This window comes from Phormidesmis sp. 146-33 (genome assembly GCF_052939515.1).
Genome location: NZ_JBJPHU010000113.1, coordinates 1 through 21,402 on the forward strand (window position 1 = coordinate 1; position 21,402 = coordinate 21,402).

Here is a 21,402-nt window from a genome sequence, read left to right on the forward strand (position 1 = left end):
GGCATTCTTTTTGAGCGTGGTAGAACCAGACAGAGATGGATCTGATGACCACTAGCACGCTTTCCGTTTCAACCCTGAATCTTCGTCAGGAAGAACGTCTAATACGGGCGAGGGGAAAAGATTCTGTCAAAGGGAATGGGTTCAGTGCAGGCTTGTATCCTGCGTTGAACCTCTAAGTTAGCTTGATAGATTGGTCGCTGCTCAGGTGTCAGAAGCGCCATCGTTTGAGCTTCCAACTCACGACCAATCCGTTGACCTTCTGCAATCTGCTCCGGAGTCCAGAATAATGCGTTATCGACAATCTTGGTGTTGGCGGTTATCACTTCAAGTCTTGCATTGCTTCTAGCCTCAAGTTCCCGGTAGGCTGCCTGTTGCTCTGGAGACAAGGTGATACCTCCAAACTCTTGATAAACGATCTGTTGGGGAAGGCAAATCCCATCCTCATTCAGAGCAAGCACACCGAAACCTGGCGGGATATCTTGAGCTTGAGCGGACTGTTGTGCAGTTGTACCGACCATCACAGTGAGCAGAACCATCACGCCAAAAGTGCGAGCGGCATTAGACAAAGGAGTAAGTTTCATAGTTGTAGAAATCTCCAAAAGAGTAGCTTGAGAGAACGTTGTTTAATGGAAGTTGCTAGATTTGCACTGCTTCTTCCGCATCAAAAGCAAGGACTATAGATTCGGAGGTAGAAGCACTCGATCGATAACGTGAATCACTCCATTGTTTGCTTTCACATCTGCGGCAGTGACCCTTTCGGCAATGCAGCAAAGGCTTGATTCGTCGGTGCGAAAACCGTGAAGGGAGTTTTCCCAGATAACGTTTCGGTTGATCCTGCGGCTTTCAAGGCTGTTACCAAAGTCGAGAAGTTCGGATTAGCAGCGGCGATATCTACGATCGTTCGGGATTGTTGGCGCGGGGTAATCTTGGACATCAGATCGGGGGGCAACAGAACGAGATCGATGACATGAATCACCCCATTGTTTGCTTTCACATCGGCTGACGTGACGGTGGCATTGTTGACTCGAATTTGATTGCCATTAACCGCGATCGTGATGGCATTTCGGTAGTCTGCTGATGCTACTTTCCCGGAGCGCAATGTTTTGGACTCAATTGCACCGGGGACAACGTGATAGGTCAGCACTTTTTCCAGGATTTGGCGATTTTCTGGCTTCAGTAATGTTTCCAAAGTTCCTTTTGGCAATGCTGCAAACGCTGCATTGGTCGGGGCAAAGACGGTGAGTTGAGTTTTGCCAGAGAGCATACCCACCATTTCTGTCGCTTTGAGTGCCTTGACGAGCGTGGTGAAGTTCGGATTCGCAGCAGCAATGCCAGCAATTGTTTGTCTCTGGCGGGCAGCAGCTTCAGCAGGTGAAGTGCGAGCGGCAGCTTGAGCTTTTCTAACTGGATCACAATCTTCAAGCGCACGTTTCTTGATACACTTTCTGCTGCTCAGGCGTGAGAAGGGCTGCAATTTGAGCTTCAATCTTGCGGAGAATTTTGTCAATTTCTGCTTGTTGTTCTGGAGTAGGGTCACTCCCTAGCACTCGCTTTCTGAAGAAGGGTAGATTCCTTGTCTTTGCATCGGCTTCATCCCCAAATTTCACGTATGCTGCGTTTTGCTCTGGAGTGAGCTTGATCCCTTGAAACTCGTCAAAGATGCCGGAGCTAGTCCAATTGGAGCAGGAGACTTCCCATTGTGTTGGAATTCTGTTTTGAGCTTGAGCGGATTGTTGTACTGTTGTGCCGACCATCACGGAGAGCATCGTCATCACACCAAGGGTACGAACTGCTTTCGACAAAAAGAGGAGTCGCATAGTAAAAAATCCAAAAGGGTAAGTTGAGAGAGTAGGGTTGGATGGAAGTCGATAGATACTGCTTCCGTTGCAGAATTCTGCTTAGGATTGATTCTTGATCAGCTTACGAAGTGAGAATACGATCGGATGACTCTTTTTTTCGAGCATGACAAATTCAGCTCTAGAAATTAGATTCCAAAGCCGTAAAACCTAAATTATGGAAAGGTTTAATGCTGCTTAAGTGGAGCTTCGCATCACTAATGGGCCGGCCGAGGTAATTGGATCGGTCGGAGCATCCAGCGTGATCAGCAGCTTGAAAGGGTTCTTGGTACAGGCAACATTTGGGGCCGCCCACTGCGCCGTACCGCTGTCATCTTGACGAAACTGTCCGCAGTACATCGGAGTAGCGGTAGGAGTGGCAACTGCCCAAAGCCGATAAATCTGACTGTCTGGTAACTTGGGTAGGTCTTGAGCGACGAGCGTAACACTAACATCGCCCGGTGTCGCCAACAGTCGAGCCGTTGCAGGAGGGCTGTTTTTGGGGTTTGGCGTTGCGCTGACCAAAGAATACACCTGAGTATCGGGACGGCTGAGACGCGCGATCATAGACTGATTGGCTTGAAGTTCATTCCGAAGACGGTTTAGCTCAGTATTGGTGGCTTCAAGCTGTTGCTGAAGGGCGATCGTCTGCTGAGACTGCCGACTAAGCTGAATTTGGTTCAAACCGAGCGCTGTGACTGCGACGGCTGCAATACTAGTGCTGATTGCGGGTATCCACCGTTTCCAACTGTGGCGACGAGGTGAGGCGACGGACACCACGTTGGAATGGGAAGATTCTGGACTTGTGCCCACGATCGATTGACTTGCGGCGCTGATAATTTTGTCTTTGAGGCTGGCAGAGGGTTCTGCGATCGACATACCGTAGGGAAGCAAAGAAAACGCCTCTCCAAATGATGCAATCTCCTCACAGAGATCTGGCGCTTCGGCTAATGCCTGATTTAGGCGAGCAACTTCTTCAGGACTCAAATCGTCAAGAATATAGCCTGCCACTAAATCAGTCTGGTTGGAGTCATCGGTAGGGCGAGTCATGGCAATCAGAGTGGGATATGAACGATTAAACGAGGTGGTCGAGTGCAGCGCGAAGCTTTTTGAGTGCCTGACGAGCGCGCGATTTGACAGTGCCGAGCGGAATGCCGTCTCGCTTTGCAATCTCTGACTGGCTTAGTCCTTGATAATAAGCTGCTTCTAGCAGTTCTCTGTCGGCGGGTGAGAGCTGTTTGAGCGCTTCATGTACCAGGTTAGACCGTTCTTGCACTGTAACAAACTCTAGAGGCGGGTTATAGTCTAATACGCACTCTGAGAAGGTTTGGATTCGCTGAAGTTTTTGTTGGATAGATTTGCGCGATCGCACTCGATCCAGAGATCTCGATCGCGCCATCATGATCAGAAAGCTACTGAGCGACCCTCTAGTTGGCTGATAGATTTCGCTGCACTGCCAGAGGCGAAGAAACGTTTCTTGAGTCACTTCTTCGGCTTCTTCGACGTTATTGAGGATCTGAACTGCCGTGCTGTAGACAAGTCTGCCATAGCGATCGTACAGGAAATCCAGGGCTTTGACCTGCTGTGCTTGAATCGCCAAAAAAAGCGCTAAGTCTGTTGATTGCTCATTGATGACAGGCATCGAATCCATAGATCTGAGTCAACTTAAATGGGAAAAAACGGAGAAGCAACACCACAGTCTAGCGGGTGAGAGCGTGAAAACGGCGAAATGGTTCGGGCTACGCTGCCATTCTGATTGCAGACTTGCTTGGCGATGAACTTGTCTATCCCGTCTGATTAATGCATGAGGTCTAGCAGACTTTTCAGCCGTTCTTTGAAGCTCAAAAAACCCTTAGAAAATATTTGAGTTAGCCTCCTTCTTATGACGCAGTGCCTGAGTCTAAAATCTTGAAATTCAAGCCAAATCATCCTTTCGACGGTTATTGCTTCAGACTTGCGAAGGATGTTGTCTACCTATCGGCTCGACGATTCTATCTCTAAGCGTTGTTCAAAATACAGAGTCCTGCTGGCGCGATCGTTCTGATTGCGTGGGTTTGGCAATGACGAGGAAATTTCTATGTTTCAACTTTCAAAAATTACTTGGGAACTCAGTCATGCATGGCTGATACAGGTTCCCGTCGATCCAACAGTGACTTCTCCTGGGCAGACAGTCTTGGGATCAGAGCCAAGATTTATTGTCGCCATCATTGCAGGAGTCTTACTAGCATTCGCATTCCAAATCTTATTAACGAATCTCTCAGTTGCAGCAGGTATTACCTATCTGGGTCGATCGTCTGATGATGACGACCATCACGATCATGAGTCAGGAAGTGCTGGTGGCACGATTCGTAAAATTGGATTTGCAGTCGGTATCTGGACGTTGATCACGGTGACGATCGCGCTCTTTGTCGCGTGTCTTTTAGCTGTCAAACTCAGTCTGGTGCCGAGTGCTGGCTTGGGTGCGATCCTCGGTGTTGTCATTTGGGGCGCTTACTTTACGCTGCTGGTGTGGGTGAGTTCTTCGACGGTGGGATCGCTGATCGGCTCGGTTGTCAACACGGCGACCTCTGGCTTTCAGTCGATCGTCGGAACGGCTACGGCAGCGATCGGAGCCAAAGCGGTTAATAATCAAGTCGTTTCTACCGCAGAAGCGGCGGCGGCAGCGATTCGGCGAGAGTTGGGATCGGGTCTTGACCCCATGAGTTTGCGCGAATCGGTCGAAGAATATCTAGAAAAACTGCGTCCGCCTCAGTTGGATATGAGCAACATTCGCGGACAGTTTGAGAAGCTGGTCAACGATCCAGAATTGCAGTCGATCGTCGGCGGTGGGTCGTCTACAGAAGTGTTGGATCGGCTGCGGCACATCGATCGCAATACCTTTGTGAATCTGGTGAGCAGCCGCACAGATCTGTCTAAAAAAGATGCGAAAGGCTTGATCGACCAGTTGGAATCGGTTTGGCATCAGACGCTCGATCGCTATCAACAGCGCAAAGATCCGACGGCTGAATTGATGGAGTATCTGAAGACCGTCCAGCCGGGTGCTGTGAATTCAGATGAGTTAAACCGCAGACTCGATCAACTGACCGAGGAAGTTCGTCGTCAAGGACAAATGCTGCAATCGACCCAGGGCGCTCAAATGAATGCCATGTCGAACGCAATGTCTACAATCGGTCAGATGGGCCAACAGCCGCAAAAGGAACAGGGATTAGTCGATCGCGCGATGCAGTTTGGCTTCTCGACGCTGATGGGCACGGTCATGGGACGCACCGACCTATCTGATCTGGATGTCGAAAAGATTTTGGGACAGCTTAGAACCGCCAAGGATAAGGTTGCTGGGGGTGCCAAACAGATCGCAGGGCAAGTGGCAGACAAAGCCCCTGGATTCAATCCGATTCAGGCAGATGTCGAAAATTATTTGCTCAATACCTACTCCTGGCATCTCAATCGCGCCACTTTAGAAACTGAGTTTCGCGATGTTCTCTTTGACCCGGAAGCCGACCCTGGAGCCGTGCGCCGTCAATTAGAGCAACTCAACCGCAGTGACTTTGTAAACCTGCTGACTCAACGGGGCGATCTGTCTCCTGCACGAGTTGCCGAAATTGCGGATCAGCTAGAAACGATTCGAGCTACCACACTCAGTTCTGTTCACGCTGCTGAAGGTCAAGAACAGTCTCAAGATGTGCGGAGCCGAGTCGAGAACTATTTGCGCTCCACCCACAAGAGCGAGCTAAACCCCGAAGGCATTCAGCGCGATTTGTCTCTGCTGTTGGATGACCCCGAAGCGGGATACGATGCGCTCAAAGGTCGGCTGAGTCAATTCGATCGAGACACCCTGGTGCAAATTTTGGCCCAACGTCCCGATATGACCCAAGAGGAAGCCGATCGGGTGGTCAGTCAGTTTGAGAATACGCGAGACAAAGTTCTTGGAAGCGCTCAAGCGGCTCAAGATCGCGTCAAATCTGAAGCAGAAGCTCTACGAGTGCGGGTCGAATCTTACCTCCGCAACACCCACAAATCAGAACTCAGCCCCGATGGGATCAAGCGCGATTTTCGTCTGCTGTTGGATGATCCGCAAGCGGGCACGTCTGCACTGCGAGGTCGGTTGAGTCAGTTCGATCGGGACACTTTGGTTCAACTGTTGGCCCAGCGCCCAGATATGACCCCCGAAGAAGCCGATCGCATTGTCAGCCAATTAGAAGATGTCCGCAACACGGTGCTTCATGCACCTCAGATCGCTGCTGGTAAAGCCAAAGAGCAAGTTGATCAGGTGACCACTGCGATCGCGGATTATCTGCGTCGTACCAATGTGCAAGCCCTTGATCCCGATGGCATTCAGCGCGACCTCACGACTCTCTTGCACGATCCCAAAGCGGGAAGCTACGCCCTCAGATCCAGATTGTCTCACCTCGATCGCGATGCTTTGGTCAAACTTCTTAGCCAGAGACAGGATCTTTCTGAGGAGCAGGTTAACCAAACGATCGACCAGGTGCAAGCCTCGATTCGCAAAATTGCTCGATCGCCGCGGAGATTGGCTTCTCGCACTCAGCAACGAGTTCAGGACTTCCAATCCACGATCGAAGGCTATCTGATCAACACCGACAAAGAAGAACTCAACCCCGAAGGCATCAAGCGCGATCTGCAACTATTACTAAGAGATCCGCGCGCTGGATTGGGAAGTCTGGGCGATCGCCTTTCTCATGTAGACCGCAGTACGATCGTCGCGCTGTTAGCTCAACGTCAGGATATGACCGAAGAAGAAGCCAATCGCGTGGTCGATCAAGTGCTTTCGGTGCGAGAACAGTTTGTCGCCCAGGTGCAGCAGATTCAAGATCGGATTCAGTCTGTGATCGACGGCATCTTTGCCAAAATTCGCGATTATCTGAATTCGCTCGATCGCCCCGAACTCAACTATGAAGGCATTCGTACCGATGTGCGGACTTTGTTTAATGATCCCCAGGCGGGCTTTGATGCGTTGAGAGATCGGCTTTCTCACTTCGATCGAGACACTTTAGTTGCCGTCCTCAGTTCTCGTGAAGACATCTCTGAAGCACAAGCCAACAAAGTGATTGATCAAATCGAAGGCGCACGCAGCAACGTTCTCAGACGAGCGGAGCGCATTCAAGAAGAAGCCCAACGCCGTCTAGAAGCGGTCAAGCGCCAAGCGAAAAAGCAAGCGGAAGAAACCCGAAAAGCGGCTGAAACGGCTGCCTGGTGGCTCTTTGGAACTGCGATCGTGTCCGTTGCTGCCTCAGCTATCGCAGGCGCCCTAGCAGTCCGCTAAATTTGGCTCACGGTTAACCTCACAACAAGGCCTCCGCTCACAGGGGGCTTTTTTGGGGCCTAAGTTCGACCCAATCTTTCGCCATGTTGATCATCCGGGCGGCTCCCTAAATTTCACACCAGCGACACCAAATCAACGGTTACTTGCTAAAGATCCTCGCCCCCTAAATCTCCCAATTCTGGGGGACTTTGACTAAGTTTGACTGATCAATTGGTTGCAGCTTATTTTCAACTTGGTATAAGGAACTTTGCAACAGAAACCTTGACCGGGGTGACAGGGATGTTGGAGGCGTTGCCCGGCTTTCCCCCTTGGCTAGAATGAGTCAACCCTACCCCACAAGTCTACCGTGTACACACAAGTCGTTGTCGCTTCGTTTCAGGCGGCTTCAGCCCCCTAAATCCCCCAGACTGGGGGACTTTGACAAAGGAAAGATTTCCAAAGCTCAAAGCCATAACGACGGCTCAAAGTCCCCCATTTTTGGGGGATTTAGGGGGCGAAAGATCTCAGCAATGACAGATCGATCGACGTGTGTGCACACGGCAGACCCCACAAGTGGAGGATTTAGGTTGCTCTCCAAGATCTGTAGCTCTCAAAGATCAATTTGGTGTAAGGGCTAAGGATCGTGGATTAAATAACTCCGAAATTTCACCCTCACCCTTGTCCGCTTTCCGCTTGCTGATTTTGCAGGTCAGCAAAAATGGCTTTCAAATCATGATTGAACGAACGAGAGTCCTTCTCACGAATTCTGTGAATCTCTTCGACAATCTCATCGTGAAACATAATCAATCTCCAAGCAGTTCATAGGGTGTACAAAGAATCGGTAACTCGTAGCCAAAATCTAAGCTGATCTCTGCTAACTTTCTTTGCATTTGAGCATTAGCAATGTGCTTGCAGTTCCATGTCAGCAAGTAATCCAGGTTTTTGCCAGATCAGTGAGTAGCGCCAGAACAGATGCTTAACTTTTGATTGAAGTGACTCGATCGTTCTGATTCAGGTTTCTTAATTTTGCCAGTTTTGAGCGACCATTCACCCAGCTTTATACCAAATCCACTAGTTACTGATACAGATCCTCGCCCCCTAAATCCCCCATTTTGGGGGACTTTGAAACGGCTTCCCTGATAGGTTCTTTTCAAATCTAAGAGATAGAAATCGGTTAATTAACTGATTTTTTATGAGTATCATTTGTTGGTTGATTTGGTATTAGACAATTTTCTGATTGAGCAGATACATCACAAACCCTTGATGAATTAGATTAAAGAGTGTGATCCAAATCGGGAAACAAGCGATCGTACTCAAAAGACGAATCATACGATGCCAACGTTTTTTGAGGGCGTAATCTTGAAAATGCTGCCAAATCATGATCATCAGATTGAGCGCGATCAGCATTGCTAAAGTAGTCGCTCCTTGAAACCACTGCTTCTCAGTCACCAAGTGGAGTCGGTTAGCCAAGGTGCCGTCAAGGACAAGCGTAGGATTTCTGAGCGGCGACATTTGATAGATAAAGAGCGCGATCGGCACCGTCAACCCTATCAGAGACCCCAAACAGATTGCAGGATAATATCGCCATTGAGAAGTCATTTGCCCAGATCCTCCACGCTTTTGCTTGGAATGACTCGATCTCTCTAACTCAGGTTCCTAACTTTACCAGTCTTGACCGACGATTTGCCCTTGACGATCGAAGAGAATCGTCTGAACGTTCATCGTCGCATTGGCGTATTTTTTCACGTATGATTCTGATTTTTGACTGACCTTTCTCGCCAGCGTTGTAAAAACTGTGTCTGAAAGCTTCAATTCCATGAGTTTTTTTTGAGCAGCATCGGCCGTTTTGCATTCAAGAACCGCTTGAGCAGCAGCCAGATCACCCCCTACCGAAATTACCGCAGCACTGAGAATTTCAAGTTTTGCGTCGGCTAGATGACTGGATGTATTGAAGATGCCGCCTGCAAGTTTGATCAGCTTACCGTGATAGCCCAATAGTAGAACCGAAGTTGCTTTATGAAGTCCGGCTTCGACTAACAAAGCACCGATCCAGTTACCCGTTTGTACGATCGCTCCCGCATCCAACCCCAAGCGATCGGCTACCTGTAAACCATTACTGCCAATACAAAAAATTAAATCGGAGTGAGATTGCACTTTCTCTCGAAGCGAAACGCGAAATTCTTCTAAATGATCGGCGGCTGAGAATGGTTTTGAGATACCGCTCGTTCCGAGTAGAGATAAACCTTCGAGAATGCCAAATGCTTCATTTGAAGTACGCTGCGCGAGTTGACGACCTTCGGGGAGAATGATGGAAATTGTCAGGGTACGATCGCCCGGAATCAGAGCCAACAGATTCGCATCAAACAACCGTCGCGCATAGCTGTAGATTGCGGGATCTCCTGCTGCCGTTTTGCCCAATCCCTCGCCCGCCTGTAGGATGAGTGGAGGTTGATTCCCCCGTTCTGATAACCTCACCCAGGCCCAAATCGGCGTGTCGCGAGTCAAATCCAAATTGTCGCCCGGATCACTGAGCGTAATCGCGATCGCGCTGACTTCATCCAGTTTGGCGACTTGAGAAATTGGAATTTCAGCCAGGTCGGGCAATAGATCGAGAGAGACGATCGAGGGTGGGTCTGAATTCAATAACTGTAGAAAGGCCGCTTTGGCGGCAGCGACAGCGAAAACGGGAAGGGTGTAACCTGTGCGGGGCATGGGAGATGAGGAGGGAGGAGGGAGGAGAAAATTCAGGAAATTATGGTTTTTGGGTGACCCATTGGGTGATGGGAGAGAGGGATTTCCAGCCGAGGAAACGACCGATCGGGGCGGCTCGTTGAATGGAGATGCGGGTGAATTCGCCGCCGACGCGATCGTGCCATTCAAAAAGCTTTTGTTCGCCTTTGAGGGTGACGACGTTGGCGACGAGACGACCGCCCGATCGCAGGGCTGACCAGCAGGTTTCGATCAGTCCTTCTGTGGTTGCGCCACCGCCGATAAAGATGGCATCGGGTTGAGGAAGGTCGGTGAGAATTTTGGGTGCGGTGCCTTCTAAAATCTGTAAATTTGGCGTTCCTAATGCGTTGGCGTTGTCAGCAATGTAGTGTGTGCGGGAGCGTTCGATCGCAATGGCCCGACAGCGGGGGTGACTTCTCATCCATTCGATGGCGATCGAGCCACAGCCAGCCCCAACATCCCATAAAAGTTGGCCAGGTAAGGGGGCGAGGGCTGAAAGGGTGATCGCCCGAACTTCTCGCTTGGTCAATTGTCCGTCGTGGTGGTAAGCGTTATCCGGTAGTCCAGGAATTCGAGAGCGCGGAACGGTTTTAGAATCAGCGACACATTGAATGGCGATCGCGTTCAAGTCGTCTAATTCGGTCTGATTCCAGTCGGAAGCGATGCTTTGAAGGATGCGTTCTCTCGCGCCGCCCAAACGCTCTAAAACGGTGAGAGAACTGTTTCCAAAGCCTTTTTCGGTGAGTAGACGGGCGACGATCGCGGGCGTTTGTTTGCCTTCGCTCAAGACTAGCAGCTTTGCACCGGGATAGAGATACGCATTCAGCAACGCAAGCGGACGACTGCACAGACTCAGCGTTTCAACTTCAGTCAGCGACCATCCCAGACGAGAACAGGCCAGGCTAAAAGTCGATGGAGCAGGAACGATCGTCATTTCTGCCAGAGGAATTTTGCGCGTCAGCATCACCCCAATGCCGTAGCACATGGGATCGCCACTCGCCAAAACACAGATCGCCTGTCCCCGTCGCTGCATGATTTCTTCTACAGAATGGTGAATTGGAGTCGCCCAGACAATCTTCTCCCGTTGATCGCTCTCTGAAATCATCGCCAAATGTCGATCGCCCCCTACCAAAATTTCTGCGTGATCGACGAGAGAACGAGCAATCGCAGACAATCCAGCCAGCCCGTCTTCGCCAATTCCCACCACAGACAGCCACTTTTTCTCCAAGTCCAAACTCATCGCCTTCAATCCGACAAAACGTTAAGGATGCAGGATTCTCGATCCGTTCTCATGCTAAGTTACTGAAGCTTAGGGTTGGGAAAGTTCGGTGAGATTCCGATACTGTGCCGCAACTGTAATGGGCAAGCCCAAGTCAGAATGCCAACTCTAGGAATGTCATCAGGCATGTTGTTTGAGATTCTCTGCGTCGCACGGAGAAGGAGTTTCAGTGATATCGTCCCAATTTACTGCCTGTCCAGGGTTATTTTATGCCACATCGGCCGCAGATGGCGTTTTGTCACGCTTGCGGATTCCGGGCGGCGTTCTCAATGTTGAGCAGTGTGAAGCGATCGCCAATCTCGCAGATCAGTTTGGTGGCGGCTTTGTGGATGTGACCAATCGAGCGAATGTGCAAATCCGTGAGAGCAAGATTTCGCCAGAGGCATTGACGCAGTTACAAACCATTGGGCTGGCTTCTCCGATCGCCGAAGTGGATGCCCTTCGCAACATTATGAGCAGTCCGACTGCGGGCAGCGATCGACAGGCAGCGATCGACGTGCGTCCTTTAGTTTCTGAATGGAATCAAACCATTATTGCTCATCCAGAATTTGCGATTTTGTCGGCTAAATTTAGCGTTTGTTTTGACGGTGGTGAAGTGGTTTCGGTGCGCGATCGACCCAACGATATTGCCTTTTCTGCGGTTAAAAATCAGTTTCATCTCGCTCTCAGTTTGGGAAACCGGGGAACCTCACCGCTGGGTGTGGGCGTAGCAATTCAACCCGATCAGGTTCTGCCAACTTTACTGGCGCTGACTGAAGTGTATTGCGATCTAACCCCTTTAATTAATCGCCGCAAGCCTCGATTGAGAGACATTCTACATGAGTTTGGGGTTGAATCTTACCTACAAAAAGTAGAACAGCGCTTGCCGTTTAAGTTTCAGGATTGTGAGGTGAAATTAAAGAAATCTTCCCCTTCCTATCAGCATTTAGGAATTCACGCTCAACGTCAACCAGGACTATTTTATGTCGGACTTGTGCTGCCTCTGGGACGATTAGAAGCAGTTCAATTAAAAGGATTAGCTAACCTATCGAAGCAATTTGGATCGGGTGAACTGCGCCTAACGCCCTGGCAAAATGTGCTGATTCCAGGAATCCGAGAGCAATCGCTTCCCCAAGTCCAGCAAGGGATAAAAGCGTTGGGACTGGACTGGTCAGAAAGAAGTTTTTGGGGTGCGATCGTCGCCTGTTCGGGTAAGGCTGGCTGCGTGTCTTCGGCGACAGAAACTAAGCAAGATGCGATCGCGTTAGTCGAAGATTTGCAAGGAAAAGTTACGCTCGATCGACCGATTAATTTACACTTTAGCGGTTGCAAAAAATCCTGTGCCCAACATACTGAAAGTGACATTACGTTACTAGGAATAGAAACCGACGATAACGCTGCCGTCTATGATATTTACATTCGAGACAACGCTGAAGATCATACAAAATTCGGTCAAATCCTTTACTCAAACATTCCACCTGAAGATCTTTCCCCGCTCATTGAGAACATGTTAAAAACCTACCAATTAAAACGCGAAAATTCAGATTCCTTTCGAGAATTCACTCAGCGCTACACCCTTCCACAACTTCAACACTTCTTTAACCAACCTCTTTAACCAACTTCCCTCCTCCCTCCTCCCTCCTCCTTCCTCCCTTTTATGACCGACTACATCCGAGACGGCAACGAAATTTATCGAAACTCTTTTGCTATGATTCGATCGGAAGCCAATTTAGCCAATTTGCCTCCTGATTTTGAGACGATCGCCGTTCGATTAATCCACGCTTGCGGCATGACCGACTTGGTAGAAGATTTAGCCTACTCTGCCGACGCAGTACAAGCTGGACGATCCGCCCTTCAAGCAGGAGCCTCCATTCTCTGTGATGCCCGCATGGTCGCTGAAGGCGTGACACGACGCAGACTTCCCGCCAACAATTCCATAATTTGCACACTCAACGATCCACAAGTGCCAATGCTGGCGCAAAAAGTCAACAACACGCGCTCGGCGGCCGCTTTAGAACTCTGGCGATCGCAACTGGAAGGCTCAGTCGTGGCGATCGGGAATGCTCCTACTGCACTTTTTCGATTACTAGAGATGTTAGACGAAGGAGTGCCAAAACCCGCTTTGATTCTAGGCTTTCCCGTCGGATTTGTGGGAGCAGCCGAATCAAAAGCAGCCCTGGCGGCCCATAGTCGAGGCGTTCCTTTTATCACCCTTTTGGGACGACGAGGCGGAAGTGCAATGGCAGCCGCAGCCGTGAATGCGTTGGCAATGGAGGAAGAAGTGTGACGAACTCAAAAGGACGGCTTTATGGCATTGGCGTAGGGCCTGGCGATCCAGAATTGCTGACGCTCAAGGCCTATCGCTTGCTGAAATCAGCTTCCGTCGTAGCGTACCAATCCGCAGATAATCACGCCAGTGTTGCGCGATCGATTGTCGCAGGCTATCTCAACGATCGCCAGATCGAAGTACCGTTTCACTTTCCCCGCGCCCTCGACCCCTATGAAGCAAAACCGCTCTATGACCAGGCTGTGAGTCCGATCGCCGATCATTTAGCCGCAGGTCACGATGTCGTTGTTTTGTGTGAAGGCGATCCGCTATTCTATGGATCATTCATGTATCTGTTCACACGCTTTGCTCACTTGTATGAAACGGAAGTAGTTCCCGGTGTGTCTTCTCCGATGGCTTGTGCGTCTGCGATCGGGATTCCCCTCAGTTATCGCAATGATATTTTTAGCGTGTTGCCTGCCACTTTATCGAGTGACGTGTTAGCAGCTCAGTTAGTGAATGCTGATGCGGCCGCTATCATTAAATTAAGCAGACATTTTGCCAAAGTTCGGGATGTTTTGAAAAGAGTAGGATTGACGTCCAGAGCGCGTTACATCGAACGAGCCACAATGGCCGAACAGCGGATTGTCGCCCTGGATGAAGTGGATGCCGATCGCGTGCCTTATTTCTCAATGATTCTTGTGCCGAGTACCGTTCAGCTATGACAAAAAGCAGCGTAGCCGTGGTGATTTTGGGTCAGCAAAGTGTCCCGGTTGCCCGAAAATTAATGACGGTGTTACCGGGAGCCAAACTCTACGGATTAGTGGGACGAACCACAGACGTAGACGTTCACTTTGACCAGTTTGGGGACACTCTACGAGAATTGTTTTGTCAAGGAACGCCGATCGTGGGTCTGTGTGCCGCCGGAATTTTGATCAGAACACTGGCTCCCCTACTCTCCGACAAGCGTGCCGAACCGCCCGTATTAGCGATCGCCGAAGATGGCAGTGCAGTCGTTCCCTTATTAGGCGGATTGAATGGTGTGAATGACCTGGCGCGAAAGATTGCAGACGCTCTATCCGTTCGTCCAGCGATTACCACAACTGGGGAAGTTCGGTTTGGTTTAGTGTTAGAAAATCCGCCTTCTGGCTATCGTTTATCGAATCCAGAACACGCCAAATCTTTTATGTCAGATCTGTTATCTGGTGCAACTGTCAAGCTAGAAGGAACGGCTCCTTGGCTGAGTCAAAGTGCGTTACCGATCGAGTCGTCTGGAGCATTAACGATTCAAATCACAGAGCAATCTATCTCTAGTTCTCAAAACTATTTAGTCTACCATCCCGCTACGGTTGCCGTCGCTATTTCTGATACTGCAAATATTGAATCAGACGAGTGGATTAGACTCATTCAGCAGCGATTTATCGAGTCCAATCTGGCGATCGAATCCCTTGCCGGAATTTTCTCAGTCACCACCCAAGCCGCCAACCCCTGCCTTCACGCGATCGCCCACTTCTTCAACGTTCCCGCTCGTTTCCTCCCGCTCGCCCAACCAAATCAAATCAGCCTCTCTAAAGCACTCGCCCAGACCACCTCCTCCCTCTTCCCTCCTCCTGCCTCCCTCCTCCCTCCTCCCTCTTCCCTCCTCCCTCCTCCCTCCTCCCTCCTCACTTTAGCGATCGCTCCCCACCCTATCGACGCGACTCAAATCGGACGACCACAAGGCAAATTAGCGATCGTCGGCACAGGCCCAGGCGGCCCAGATTGGATGTCACCTGAAGTCAGAGAAATTCTCCAGACTGCAACCGATTTAGTCGGCTACACCACTTATTTGAATCTAATCGGCTCTCTCGCAGACGGCAAACAACGCCACGACTCTGACAACCGCGAAGAAGAATCCCGCGCACGACTGGCCCTTGATCTGGCCGCAGAAGGGCGATCAGTCGCAGTCATTTCCTCTGGCGATCCCGGTATTTATGCGATGGCGACTGCAATCTTTGAAGTGTTCGATCGCGAAGCAAAACCTGAGTGGAATACGATTGACCTTCGCGTGTCTCCTGGCATTTCAGCGATGCAAGCGGCGGCGGCTTTGATTGGTGCGCCGATCGGACATGATTTTTGCGCCATTTCGCTCTCTGACATTCTCAAACCGTGGTCAATGATTGCCCAACGCATTACCGCTGCTGTGACGGCTGATTTTGTGATTGCATTCTACAATCCGATTTCAAGTCAGCGCACCTGGCAACTTTCGCAAGCGATCGCACTATTGAAGGAGCAGCGATCGCCCGACACGCCCGTCGTTTTGGCACGAAATGTCGGCAGACCTGGACAAGCAGTTAGAGCGATCACCCTCAAAGAATTCACGCCCGACCTCGCTGACATGCGTACTGTCATCCTGATTGGCTCCAGCAAAACGCGCACGATTCAACGCAATAACAACACCTGGGTGTATACGCCTCGCAGATACGATAAATAGAGTTGCGAACGCTAAACGAATCTCTTCACCTGCAAATCCGGGAACGAAGTCAGTGCCTTCAAGAATTTGTGAATGCTACCAAATCAATTAGAGGAATTCTGGTTCAAAGTCCCTCACTCGTGGGGGATCTAGGGGGCGTTCCTGGATCTAAAAGCGAAGCGTTCATCGAACTGACGTTAATGTAGATCATCTCCAAAATTTGAGCAAAAAGCTCGATCGTTTCGACTGAAAACTCAATTGTTCGCCCTCACAATGCGATCGTTGCGACTGAAAACTCAAATGATCTCACTCATAATGCGATCGTTCGGGCTAAAAACTCAAATGATCTCGCTCACAATGCGATCGTTGCGACTGAAAGCTCGATCGCTCTAACTCAATGTCAGTTCGAGGAGAGTGACTCGCTTCGTTTCGATCGGCTTCAGCCCCCTAAATCCCCCAAAATTGGGGGACTTTGACTAAGAAAAAGTTCCAGAGTTCAAAGAAATGATGCTGATTCAAAGTCCCCCAGAGTGGGGGATTTAGGGGGCGAATCCCTCAGCAACGGAGCGAAAAAGCTCCTCGAACTGACGTTAACTCAAAACTCAATTGCTCATCTCTTATCTCAAGCGTTGCCACCAAACTTGTAGTTTTTGCCAGAGTTGCCGACACCAGTGCCAAAAGCCTCGATCGCGCCTCCGAGGTTTGCGTTTTGGGCGTGAGGTTTGATCAATCTCTCGCATCCCGGTTTCACAGAGTTCGACCAGATCGTTTAGCCCAATGTCTGCAAGCAGGTCGGCGGCGGCTTGATAGGTTTGGGTTGCTTCCCATTTTTGGTCTAGCTTTGCGAGTGTGCGTGCTTTGTAGAACAGAAATCGGGCCTGACTGTAGCGAGCGCCAATCTGCTGTGCGAGGTCTAAGGCTTGCTGATAATAAGAGAGGGCGCGATCGTACTCTGCTTGAGAAAAATAAAACTCACCATAGCTGTTGAGCGTATTCGCCTCGCCCAATCGATCCCCCACGTCGCGAAACAGCCCCATCGCGCTCTGATAGTTCTCTAACGCTTCAGAACGTCGGTCAAGAAATTGCAGCACATCCCCCACCGCTTGGAGCGTATTCGCCTCGCCCAATCGATCCCCCACGTCGCGAAACAGCCCCATCGCGCTCTGATAGTTCTCTAACGCTTCAGAACGTCGGTCAAGAAATTGCAGCACATCCCCCACCGCTTGGAGCGTATTCGCCTCGCCTGACTGGTCTTCAAATTTGCGATATAGCTCCAGTGCGGTCTGATAACACTCCAGCGCCTTGGTCACATCGTCTTTTAGCTCAGAAAGCAGATTCCCCAGCCGAAAAAAGCTCTCCGCCAGATCAGACTCCAGCCCCAGCTTTGTCTGAAGCGCGATCGCTTTCTCATAAAACCCGATCGCCCGTCTGCGATTTTCAGAATCTCCATAACGCCGCTCATAAGTTCGCCCCAGACTCTCATACAGCGTCGCCAACAACGGTGCATCTGTGCCTTGCTGCCGCTCGATCTGCTCGATCATCGCCAACAACTCTTCGGGCTGCAAACCAGACGGATCAGGCGGCTCAGACGATCGCACCTCCGATCGCGCAAAGTGTGAATAATCTATCTGAGGCTTGCCCTCAAACCAGACCACCCCGCCCCGCCAACTCCAAAAATCAGGTGCCCGCTCTGCCAGCCTCACCAACACCGGATTCGTCAACCACACCACGATCGGAAACTCAAACGATCGCAGCGCCTCCCGCGTCCACTGCAAATAGCCAAAAAACCGATCTTGCTCAGACCGGGGCGCATCAAGCTTGACAGGCAACAACTCATCAATGCCCAACACCGTGACGATCGCGGGCTTGCCGCTCGTAAGATCAGGCTGTGTATTGACCAACTGCTCTAGCGCATACCGCAAACTCGGCTCCTGCGATCGCACCCTGACCCGATACGTCAAAAAGTCTTGACCGCGCAACTCTCGCTCATAGTCTTGAATCAACTGCTCCCGCAGACTACGATCGTCACACACCGCCAGCAGCAAATTGAGCCGAGTCGAACTGGCTTCGATCGCCACCATCAACTTCTGATAATTTCGTCGATTTTCTACCTCGATGTCGTTATCCATCACTCAATTAGTTTTTTTTGTTTGAGCAGATCAACGACGATCGGATGCACGTCATACCACAGCACATCATTCTCATATTCCAACACAAACAGCCCATGTAGCAGCGACAAAAACTGCTCACTCTTGGCATCATTTGGCTCAAAATTTTTGTAAACCTCCGCCAAAAGATTGTACAGATTTAACCCCAGCGGCCGCGCAAAATCATTCTTCAAATCCTTAATCGCCAGCCTAAAAATCTCCTGATCAATCACGATATCCTGTCGCTCTGGCTCACTGCGAATCAACAACAAACATTGAGAACAACACTCTCTCGCAATTCGCACCAGTTCGCGTACAACGCCTCCACTTTTTAGCACCATCTGGATGGCAATCTCAGGCTCGACAAGCTCCTTGGGCAGACGACGATGTAAAACTTCTAAAAACAAATTGACCGACTTTTCTTTAGGAATTGCCGTCGGATCGCGAACCTCCTCAAACCGATAAAACTTACACACCTCAAACTGTCTGATCCGCGTACTCATCGCCGTCTGAAGCTCTGCCAACACCTCATTATCTCGAATCGCCGAAATTGGAATCGTGTAAATAATCCGAAACTTGGGCAAAAAGAGTGCATTAATATTATTTTTGTAGATCTCTTTAACTAAATTGAAATCTAATTTATCCAGATCATCAATCACCACCAGCACTTCTTTCTTTGTCGCCGCCTGAATGGCCGTCGCAATCAAATCAGCCTTTCTCGCTAACTCCGAAATACTCTTTTCAAACGTCGTTTTGATCTCCTCCCGAAAGGTTTTCTCATTTTTTAGTCTCGCAGTCAAAACTTTGAAAAATTCACCCCCCACGCCCATTTCAGTTTTGATATCTTGACTGCTGACCTGCGTCTGCGTCGTCGAAAACCAGTGCAGCAAATCTTGCTTAATGCCTTCCGAAATCGGAATTTGTCGCTTGGTCGCCTCACTCATCATCGACAGCGCCACCGAATACAAAATATTCACATGATCGACGGCTGACATCTCAACCAGATCAGCGATCGAAAAGAACACCACAAAATAGCCCTGCCGCATCATCTTGTTAGAAAACTTAGCCAGCAGCGTCGATTTGCCACAGCCCCGATGCCCCGCAAAAACCAGCTTGCCATTGGTGGGCGCGTCTTCGATCGCTTGCTCAAGTCGGGCGATCGTCTCATTGCCATACTCCACCCGAAACGCCGCAATTTGCTCCGCCGTCAGCAACGGAAACAATTCTAAATCTCGATAAGCCTTCCGAAAGGTTTCTAGAAGCGACTTCTCCATCTGACAGCTACCCCAAACGCTGCCCCCATCATACCGAAGCCGCGTAAATTGCTTCTGTCTAAATGAGTTTCTGAATTAACCTGACCCCCGATCGAGTCAAATAGATAAAACAGTCACAAATCTGTAAATGAAAGCCTCTACAATGATTGGGATTTCACCTCAAAGAGTTGGCTAAACCCTTATGCCCCGTCGCAATGACCTCCACAAAATCCTCTTGATTGGTTCTGGCCCGATTGTGATCGGGCAAGCCTGCGAATTCGATTATTCTGGAACCCAAGCCTGTAAAGCCTTGCGAGACGAAGGATACGAAGTGGTTTTGGTCAACTCCAATCCGGCGACGATCATGACCGACCCCGACACCGCCGATCGCACCTACATTGAGCCACTGACTCCCGAAATGGTGGCCCTGATCATCGAAAAAGAACGCCCGGATGCCCTTCTGCCGACAATGGGGGGACAAACTGCCCTCAACCTGGCCGTCTCTCTAGCTAAAAACGGCACGCTAGACAAATACAACGTCGAATTGATCGGGGCCAAGCTCCCGGCGATCGAGATGGCCGAAGACCGTCGCCTGTTTAAGGAAGCGATGGGGCGGATTGGGGTGGCTGTGTGTCCGTCTGGTCTGGCTGAGACTCCGGAAGAAGCGCAGGCGATCGGCAAGCAGATTGGCAGCTATCCGTTGATCATTCGTCCAGCCTTCACAATGGGCGGATCGGGCGGCGGCATTGCCTACAACCAAAAAGAATTTGAGGAAATTGCTCAATCTGGGCTAGATGCCAGTCCCGTCTCTCAAATTTTGATCGAAAAGTCGCTGCTCGGCTGGAAGGAATATGAGCTAGAGGTGATGCGAGATTTGGCGGATAACGTGGTGATTATCTGCTCGATCGAGAACCTTGATCCGATGGGCATTCATACGGGCGACTCGATCACGGTGGCTCCCGCTCAAACGCTGACTGACAAAGAATATCAACGGCTGCGAGACGCTTCGATCAAGATTATTCGCGAGATTGGCGTTGAGACAGGTGGGTCAAATATTCAGTTTGCGATCAATCCGGTGACGGGTGAGTTGGTCGTGATTGAGATGAATCCTCGTGTGTCGCGCAGTTCGGCTTTAGCGTCCAAGGCGACAGGGTTTCCGATCGCCAAAATGGCCGCAAAACTCGCCGTCGGCTACACATTGGATGAGATTCCCAACGACATCACCAAAAAGACACCCGCCAGCTTTGAACCGACGATCGATTATGTCGTGACCAAAATCCCCCGCTTTGCCTTTGAGAAATTTGCCGGATCGCCAGCCGTTCTGACCACTCAAATGAAGTCTGTAGGCGAAGCAATGGCGATCGGGCGCACCTTCCAGGAATCTTTTCAAAAAGCTCTGCGATCGCTAGAAACAGGTCGCGCAGGATGGGGCTGCGATCGCCAGGAAATGTTGCCCAGTTTGGAACAAATTCGTGCAGGCTTAAGGACTCCGAACCCCGATCGTATCTTCACCGTTCGTCATGCCATGCAGATGAAAATGGGCGTAGACGAAATCTACGAACTCACCAACATCGACCCCTGGTTTCTCGACAAAATGGCCGACCTGCTCGAAACCGAAAAACTGCTCAAACGCACGACGCTGACGAGTTTTAGCAAAGAGCAGATGTATCAAATTAAGCGCCAGGGATTTAGCGATCGTCAAATCGCTTTCGCCACCAAAACTACCGAAGATGAAGTCCGTGCCTACCGCAAATCGCTGGGCATCGTTCCGGCGTACAAGACCGTAGACACCTGCGCGGCAGAATTTGAGGCGCTCACGCCCTACTACTACTCGACCTACGAAGAAGAATCCGAAGTGTTGCCCTCTGACAAACGCAAAGTGATGATTTTGGGCGGTGGGCCTAATCGGATTGGACAAGGGATTGAATTTGACTATTGTTGCTGTCATGCGTCGTTTGCGCTCAGAGCCGATGGGTTTGAAACGATCATGGTCAACTCCAACCCCGAAACGGTTTCGACCGACTACGACACGAGCGATCGTCTCTACTTTGAGCCACTCACCAAAGAAGACGTTCTCAACATCATCGAGGCCGAAAATCCCGAAGGCGTGATCATCCAATTTGGCGGCCAGACTCCTTTGAAATTAGCCGTCCCGCTCCAATCTGCTCTCGAAGCCGCTGCCAACACGCCCGACTCAACGC

General features: G+C 50.3%; 18 protein-coding genes and 1 riboswitch. Of the genes, 6 read left to right on the plus strand and 12 right to left on the minus strand.

What is annotated here, in order from left to right; translation table 11 throughout:
* Positions 1 to 98: 98 nt before the first annotated feature.
* The 6 genes from ACJ2PR_RS28940 to ACJ2PR_RS28965 form a co-directional block, all read right to left on the minus strand.
* Positions 99 to 581: a hypothetical protein gene (locus ACJ2PR_RS28940; RefSeq protein ID WP_446879568.1), complete on the minus strand. Its 483-nt coding sequence runs from the start codon at positions 579 to 581 to the stop codon at positions 99 to 101.
* 93 nt (positions 582 to 674) lie between these two features.
* Positions 675 to 737, minus strand: a complete 63-nt coding sequence (locus ACJ2PR_RS28945; RefSeq protein WP_446879583.1) for a fasciclin domain-containing protein — start codon at positions 735 to 737, stop codon at positions 675 to 677.
* A complete protein-coding gene (locus ACJ2PR_RS28950; RefSeq protein WP_446879569.1) occupies positions 734 to 1,474 on the minus strand; it encodes a fasciclin domain-containing protein in 741 nt (246 codons plus the stop codon). The genes ACJ2PR_RS28945 and ACJ2PR_RS28950 overlap by 4 nt, the downstream gene beginning before the upstream one ends.
* Entirely contained in the window at positions 1,419 to 1,817 is a 399-nt protein-coding gene (locus ACJ2PR_RS28955; protein WP_446879570.1) for a hypothetical protein, read from the minus strand. Before ACJ2PR_RS28955 ends, ACJ2PR_RS28950 begins: the two co-directional genes overlap by 56 nt.
* 216 nt (positions 1,818 to 2,033) lie before the next feature.
* Positions 2,034 to 2,885: an anti-sigma factor domain-containing protein gene (locus ACJ2PR_RS28960; protein WP_446879571.1), complete on the minus strand. Its 852-nt coding sequence runs from the start codon at positions 2,883 to 2,885 to the stop codon at positions 2,034 to 2,036.
* Positions 2,886 to 2,910: 25 nt separating this feature from the next.
* Positions 2,911 to 3,486, minus strand: coding sequence for a sigma-70 family RNA polymerase sigma factor (locus tag ACJ2PR_RS28965; protein ID WP_446879572.1), 576 nt, complete (start codon positions 3,484 to 3,486; stop codon positions 2,911 to 2,913).
* A gap of 426 nt (positions 3,487 to 3,912) precedes the next feature.
* Between ACJ2PR_RS28965 and ACJ2PR_RS28970 the strand changes: the two genes are divergently transcribed.
* A complete protein-coding gene (locus ACJ2PR_RS28970) occupies positions 3,913 to 7,116 on the plus strand; it encodes an MFS transporter (RefSeq protein WP_446859970.1) in 3,204 nt (1,067 codons plus the stop codon).
* Positions 7,117 to 7,767: 651 nt separating this feature from the next.
* Here the strand turns inward: ACJ2PR_RS28970 and ACJ2PR_RS28975 are convergent.
* The 4 genes from ACJ2PR_RS28975 to cbiE form a co-directional block, all read right to left on the minus strand.
* Entirely contained in the window at positions 7,768 to 7,896 is a 129-nt protein-coding gene (locus ACJ2PR_RS28975) for a hypothetical protein (RefSeq protein WP_446879573.1), read from the minus strand.
* Positions 7,897 to 8,316: 420 nt separating this feature from the next.
* On the minus strand, positions 8,317 to 8,694 hold the full coding sequence (locus ACJ2PR_RS28980) for a hypothetical protein (RefSeq protein ID WP_446879574.1): 378 nt from the start codon (positions 8,692 to 8,694) through the stop codon (positions 8,317 to 8,319).
* Positions 8,695 to 8,757: 63 nt separating this feature from the next.
* On the minus strand, positions 8,758 to 9,807 hold the full coding sequence (cbiD, locus tag ACJ2PR_RS28985; protein WP_446879575.1) for a cobalt-precorrin-5B (C(1))-methyltransferase CbiD: 1,050 nt from the start codon (positions 9,805 to 9,807) through the stop codon (positions 8,758 to 8,760).
* 40 nt (positions 9,808 to 9,847) lie between these two features.
* Positions 9,848 to 11,065 carry a precorrin-6y C5,15-methyltransferase (decarboxylating) subunit CbiE gene (gene cbiE, locus ACJ2PR_RS28990; protein ID WP_446879576.1) on the minus strand — a complete coding sequence of 406 codons (1,218 nt, stop codon included), beginning with the start codon at positions 11,063 to 11,065 and terminating at the stop codon, positions 9,848 to 9,850.
* A 61-nt stretch (positions 11,066 to 11,126) separates the two neighbouring features.
* A riboswitch (adenosylcobalamin-variant (AdoCbl-variant) riboswitch) is annotated at positions 11,127 to 11,217 on the plus strand.
* 56 nt (positions 11,218 to 11,273) lie between these two features.
* Between cbiE and cobG the strand changes: the two genes are divergently transcribed.
* Genes cobG through cobJ form a run of 4 tightly spaced genes read left to right on the plus strand, consistent with a single transcriptional unit; the run spans position 11,274 to position 15,822 of the window.
* The gene (gene cobG, locus ACJ2PR_RS28995) at positions 11,274 to 12,698 is read left to right on the plus strand and encodes a precorrin-3B synthase (protein ID WP_446879577.1); all 1,425 of its coding nucleotides are present in this window, start codon (positions 11,274 to 11,276) and stop codon (positions 12,696 to 12,698) included.
* A gap of 42 nt (positions 12,699 to 12,740) precedes the next feature.
* On the plus strand, positions 12,741 to 13,370 hold the full coding sequence (locus ACJ2PR_RS29000) for a precorrin-8X methylmutase (RefSeq protein WP_446859964.1): 630 nt from the start codon (positions 12,741 to 12,743) through the stop codon (positions 13,368 to 13,370).
* Complete coding sequence (locus tag ACJ2PR_RS29005; protein WP_446879578.1) at positions 13,367 to 14,074, plus strand: precorrin-2 C(20)-methyltransferase; 708 nt, start codon at positions 13,367 to 13,369, stop codon at positions 14,072 to 14,074. Before ACJ2PR_RS29000 ends, ACJ2PR_RS29005 begins: the two co-directional genes overlap by 4 nt.
* Entirely contained in the window at positions 14,071 to 15,822 is a 1,752-nt protein-coding gene (gene cobJ / locus ACJ2PR_RS29010) for a precorrin-3B C(17)-methyltransferase (protein ID WP_446879579.1), read from the plus strand. Before ACJ2PR_RS29005 ends, cobJ begins: the two co-directional genes overlap by 4 nt.
* 596 nt (positions 15,823 to 16,418) lie before the next feature.
* On the opposite strand, the gene ACJ2PR_RS29015 is transcribed toward cobJ, so the two are convergent.
* Positions 16,419 to 17,930, minus strand: a complete 1,512-nt coding sequence (locus tag ACJ2PR_RS29015) for a tetratricopeptide repeat protein (protein ID WP_446879580.1) — start codon at positions 17,928 to 17,930, stop codon at positions 16,419 to 16,421.
* Entirely contained in the window at positions 17,930 to 19,222 is a 1,293-nt protein-coding gene (locus ACJ2PR_RS29020) for a P-loop NTPase fold protein (protein ID WP_446879581.1), read from the minus strand. The genes ACJ2PR_RS29015 and ACJ2PR_RS29020 overlap by 1 nt, the downstream gene beginning before the upstream one ends.
* A 181-nt stretch (positions 19,223 to 19,403) precedes the next feature.
* Between ACJ2PR_RS29020 and carB the strand changes: the two genes are divergently transcribed.
* Positions 19,404 to 21,402, plus strand: a 1,999-nt coding sequence (gene carB, locus ACJ2PR_RS29025; protein ID WP_446879582.1) for a carbamoyl-phosphate synthase large subunit, incomplete at its 3' end; no start/stop codon positions are given.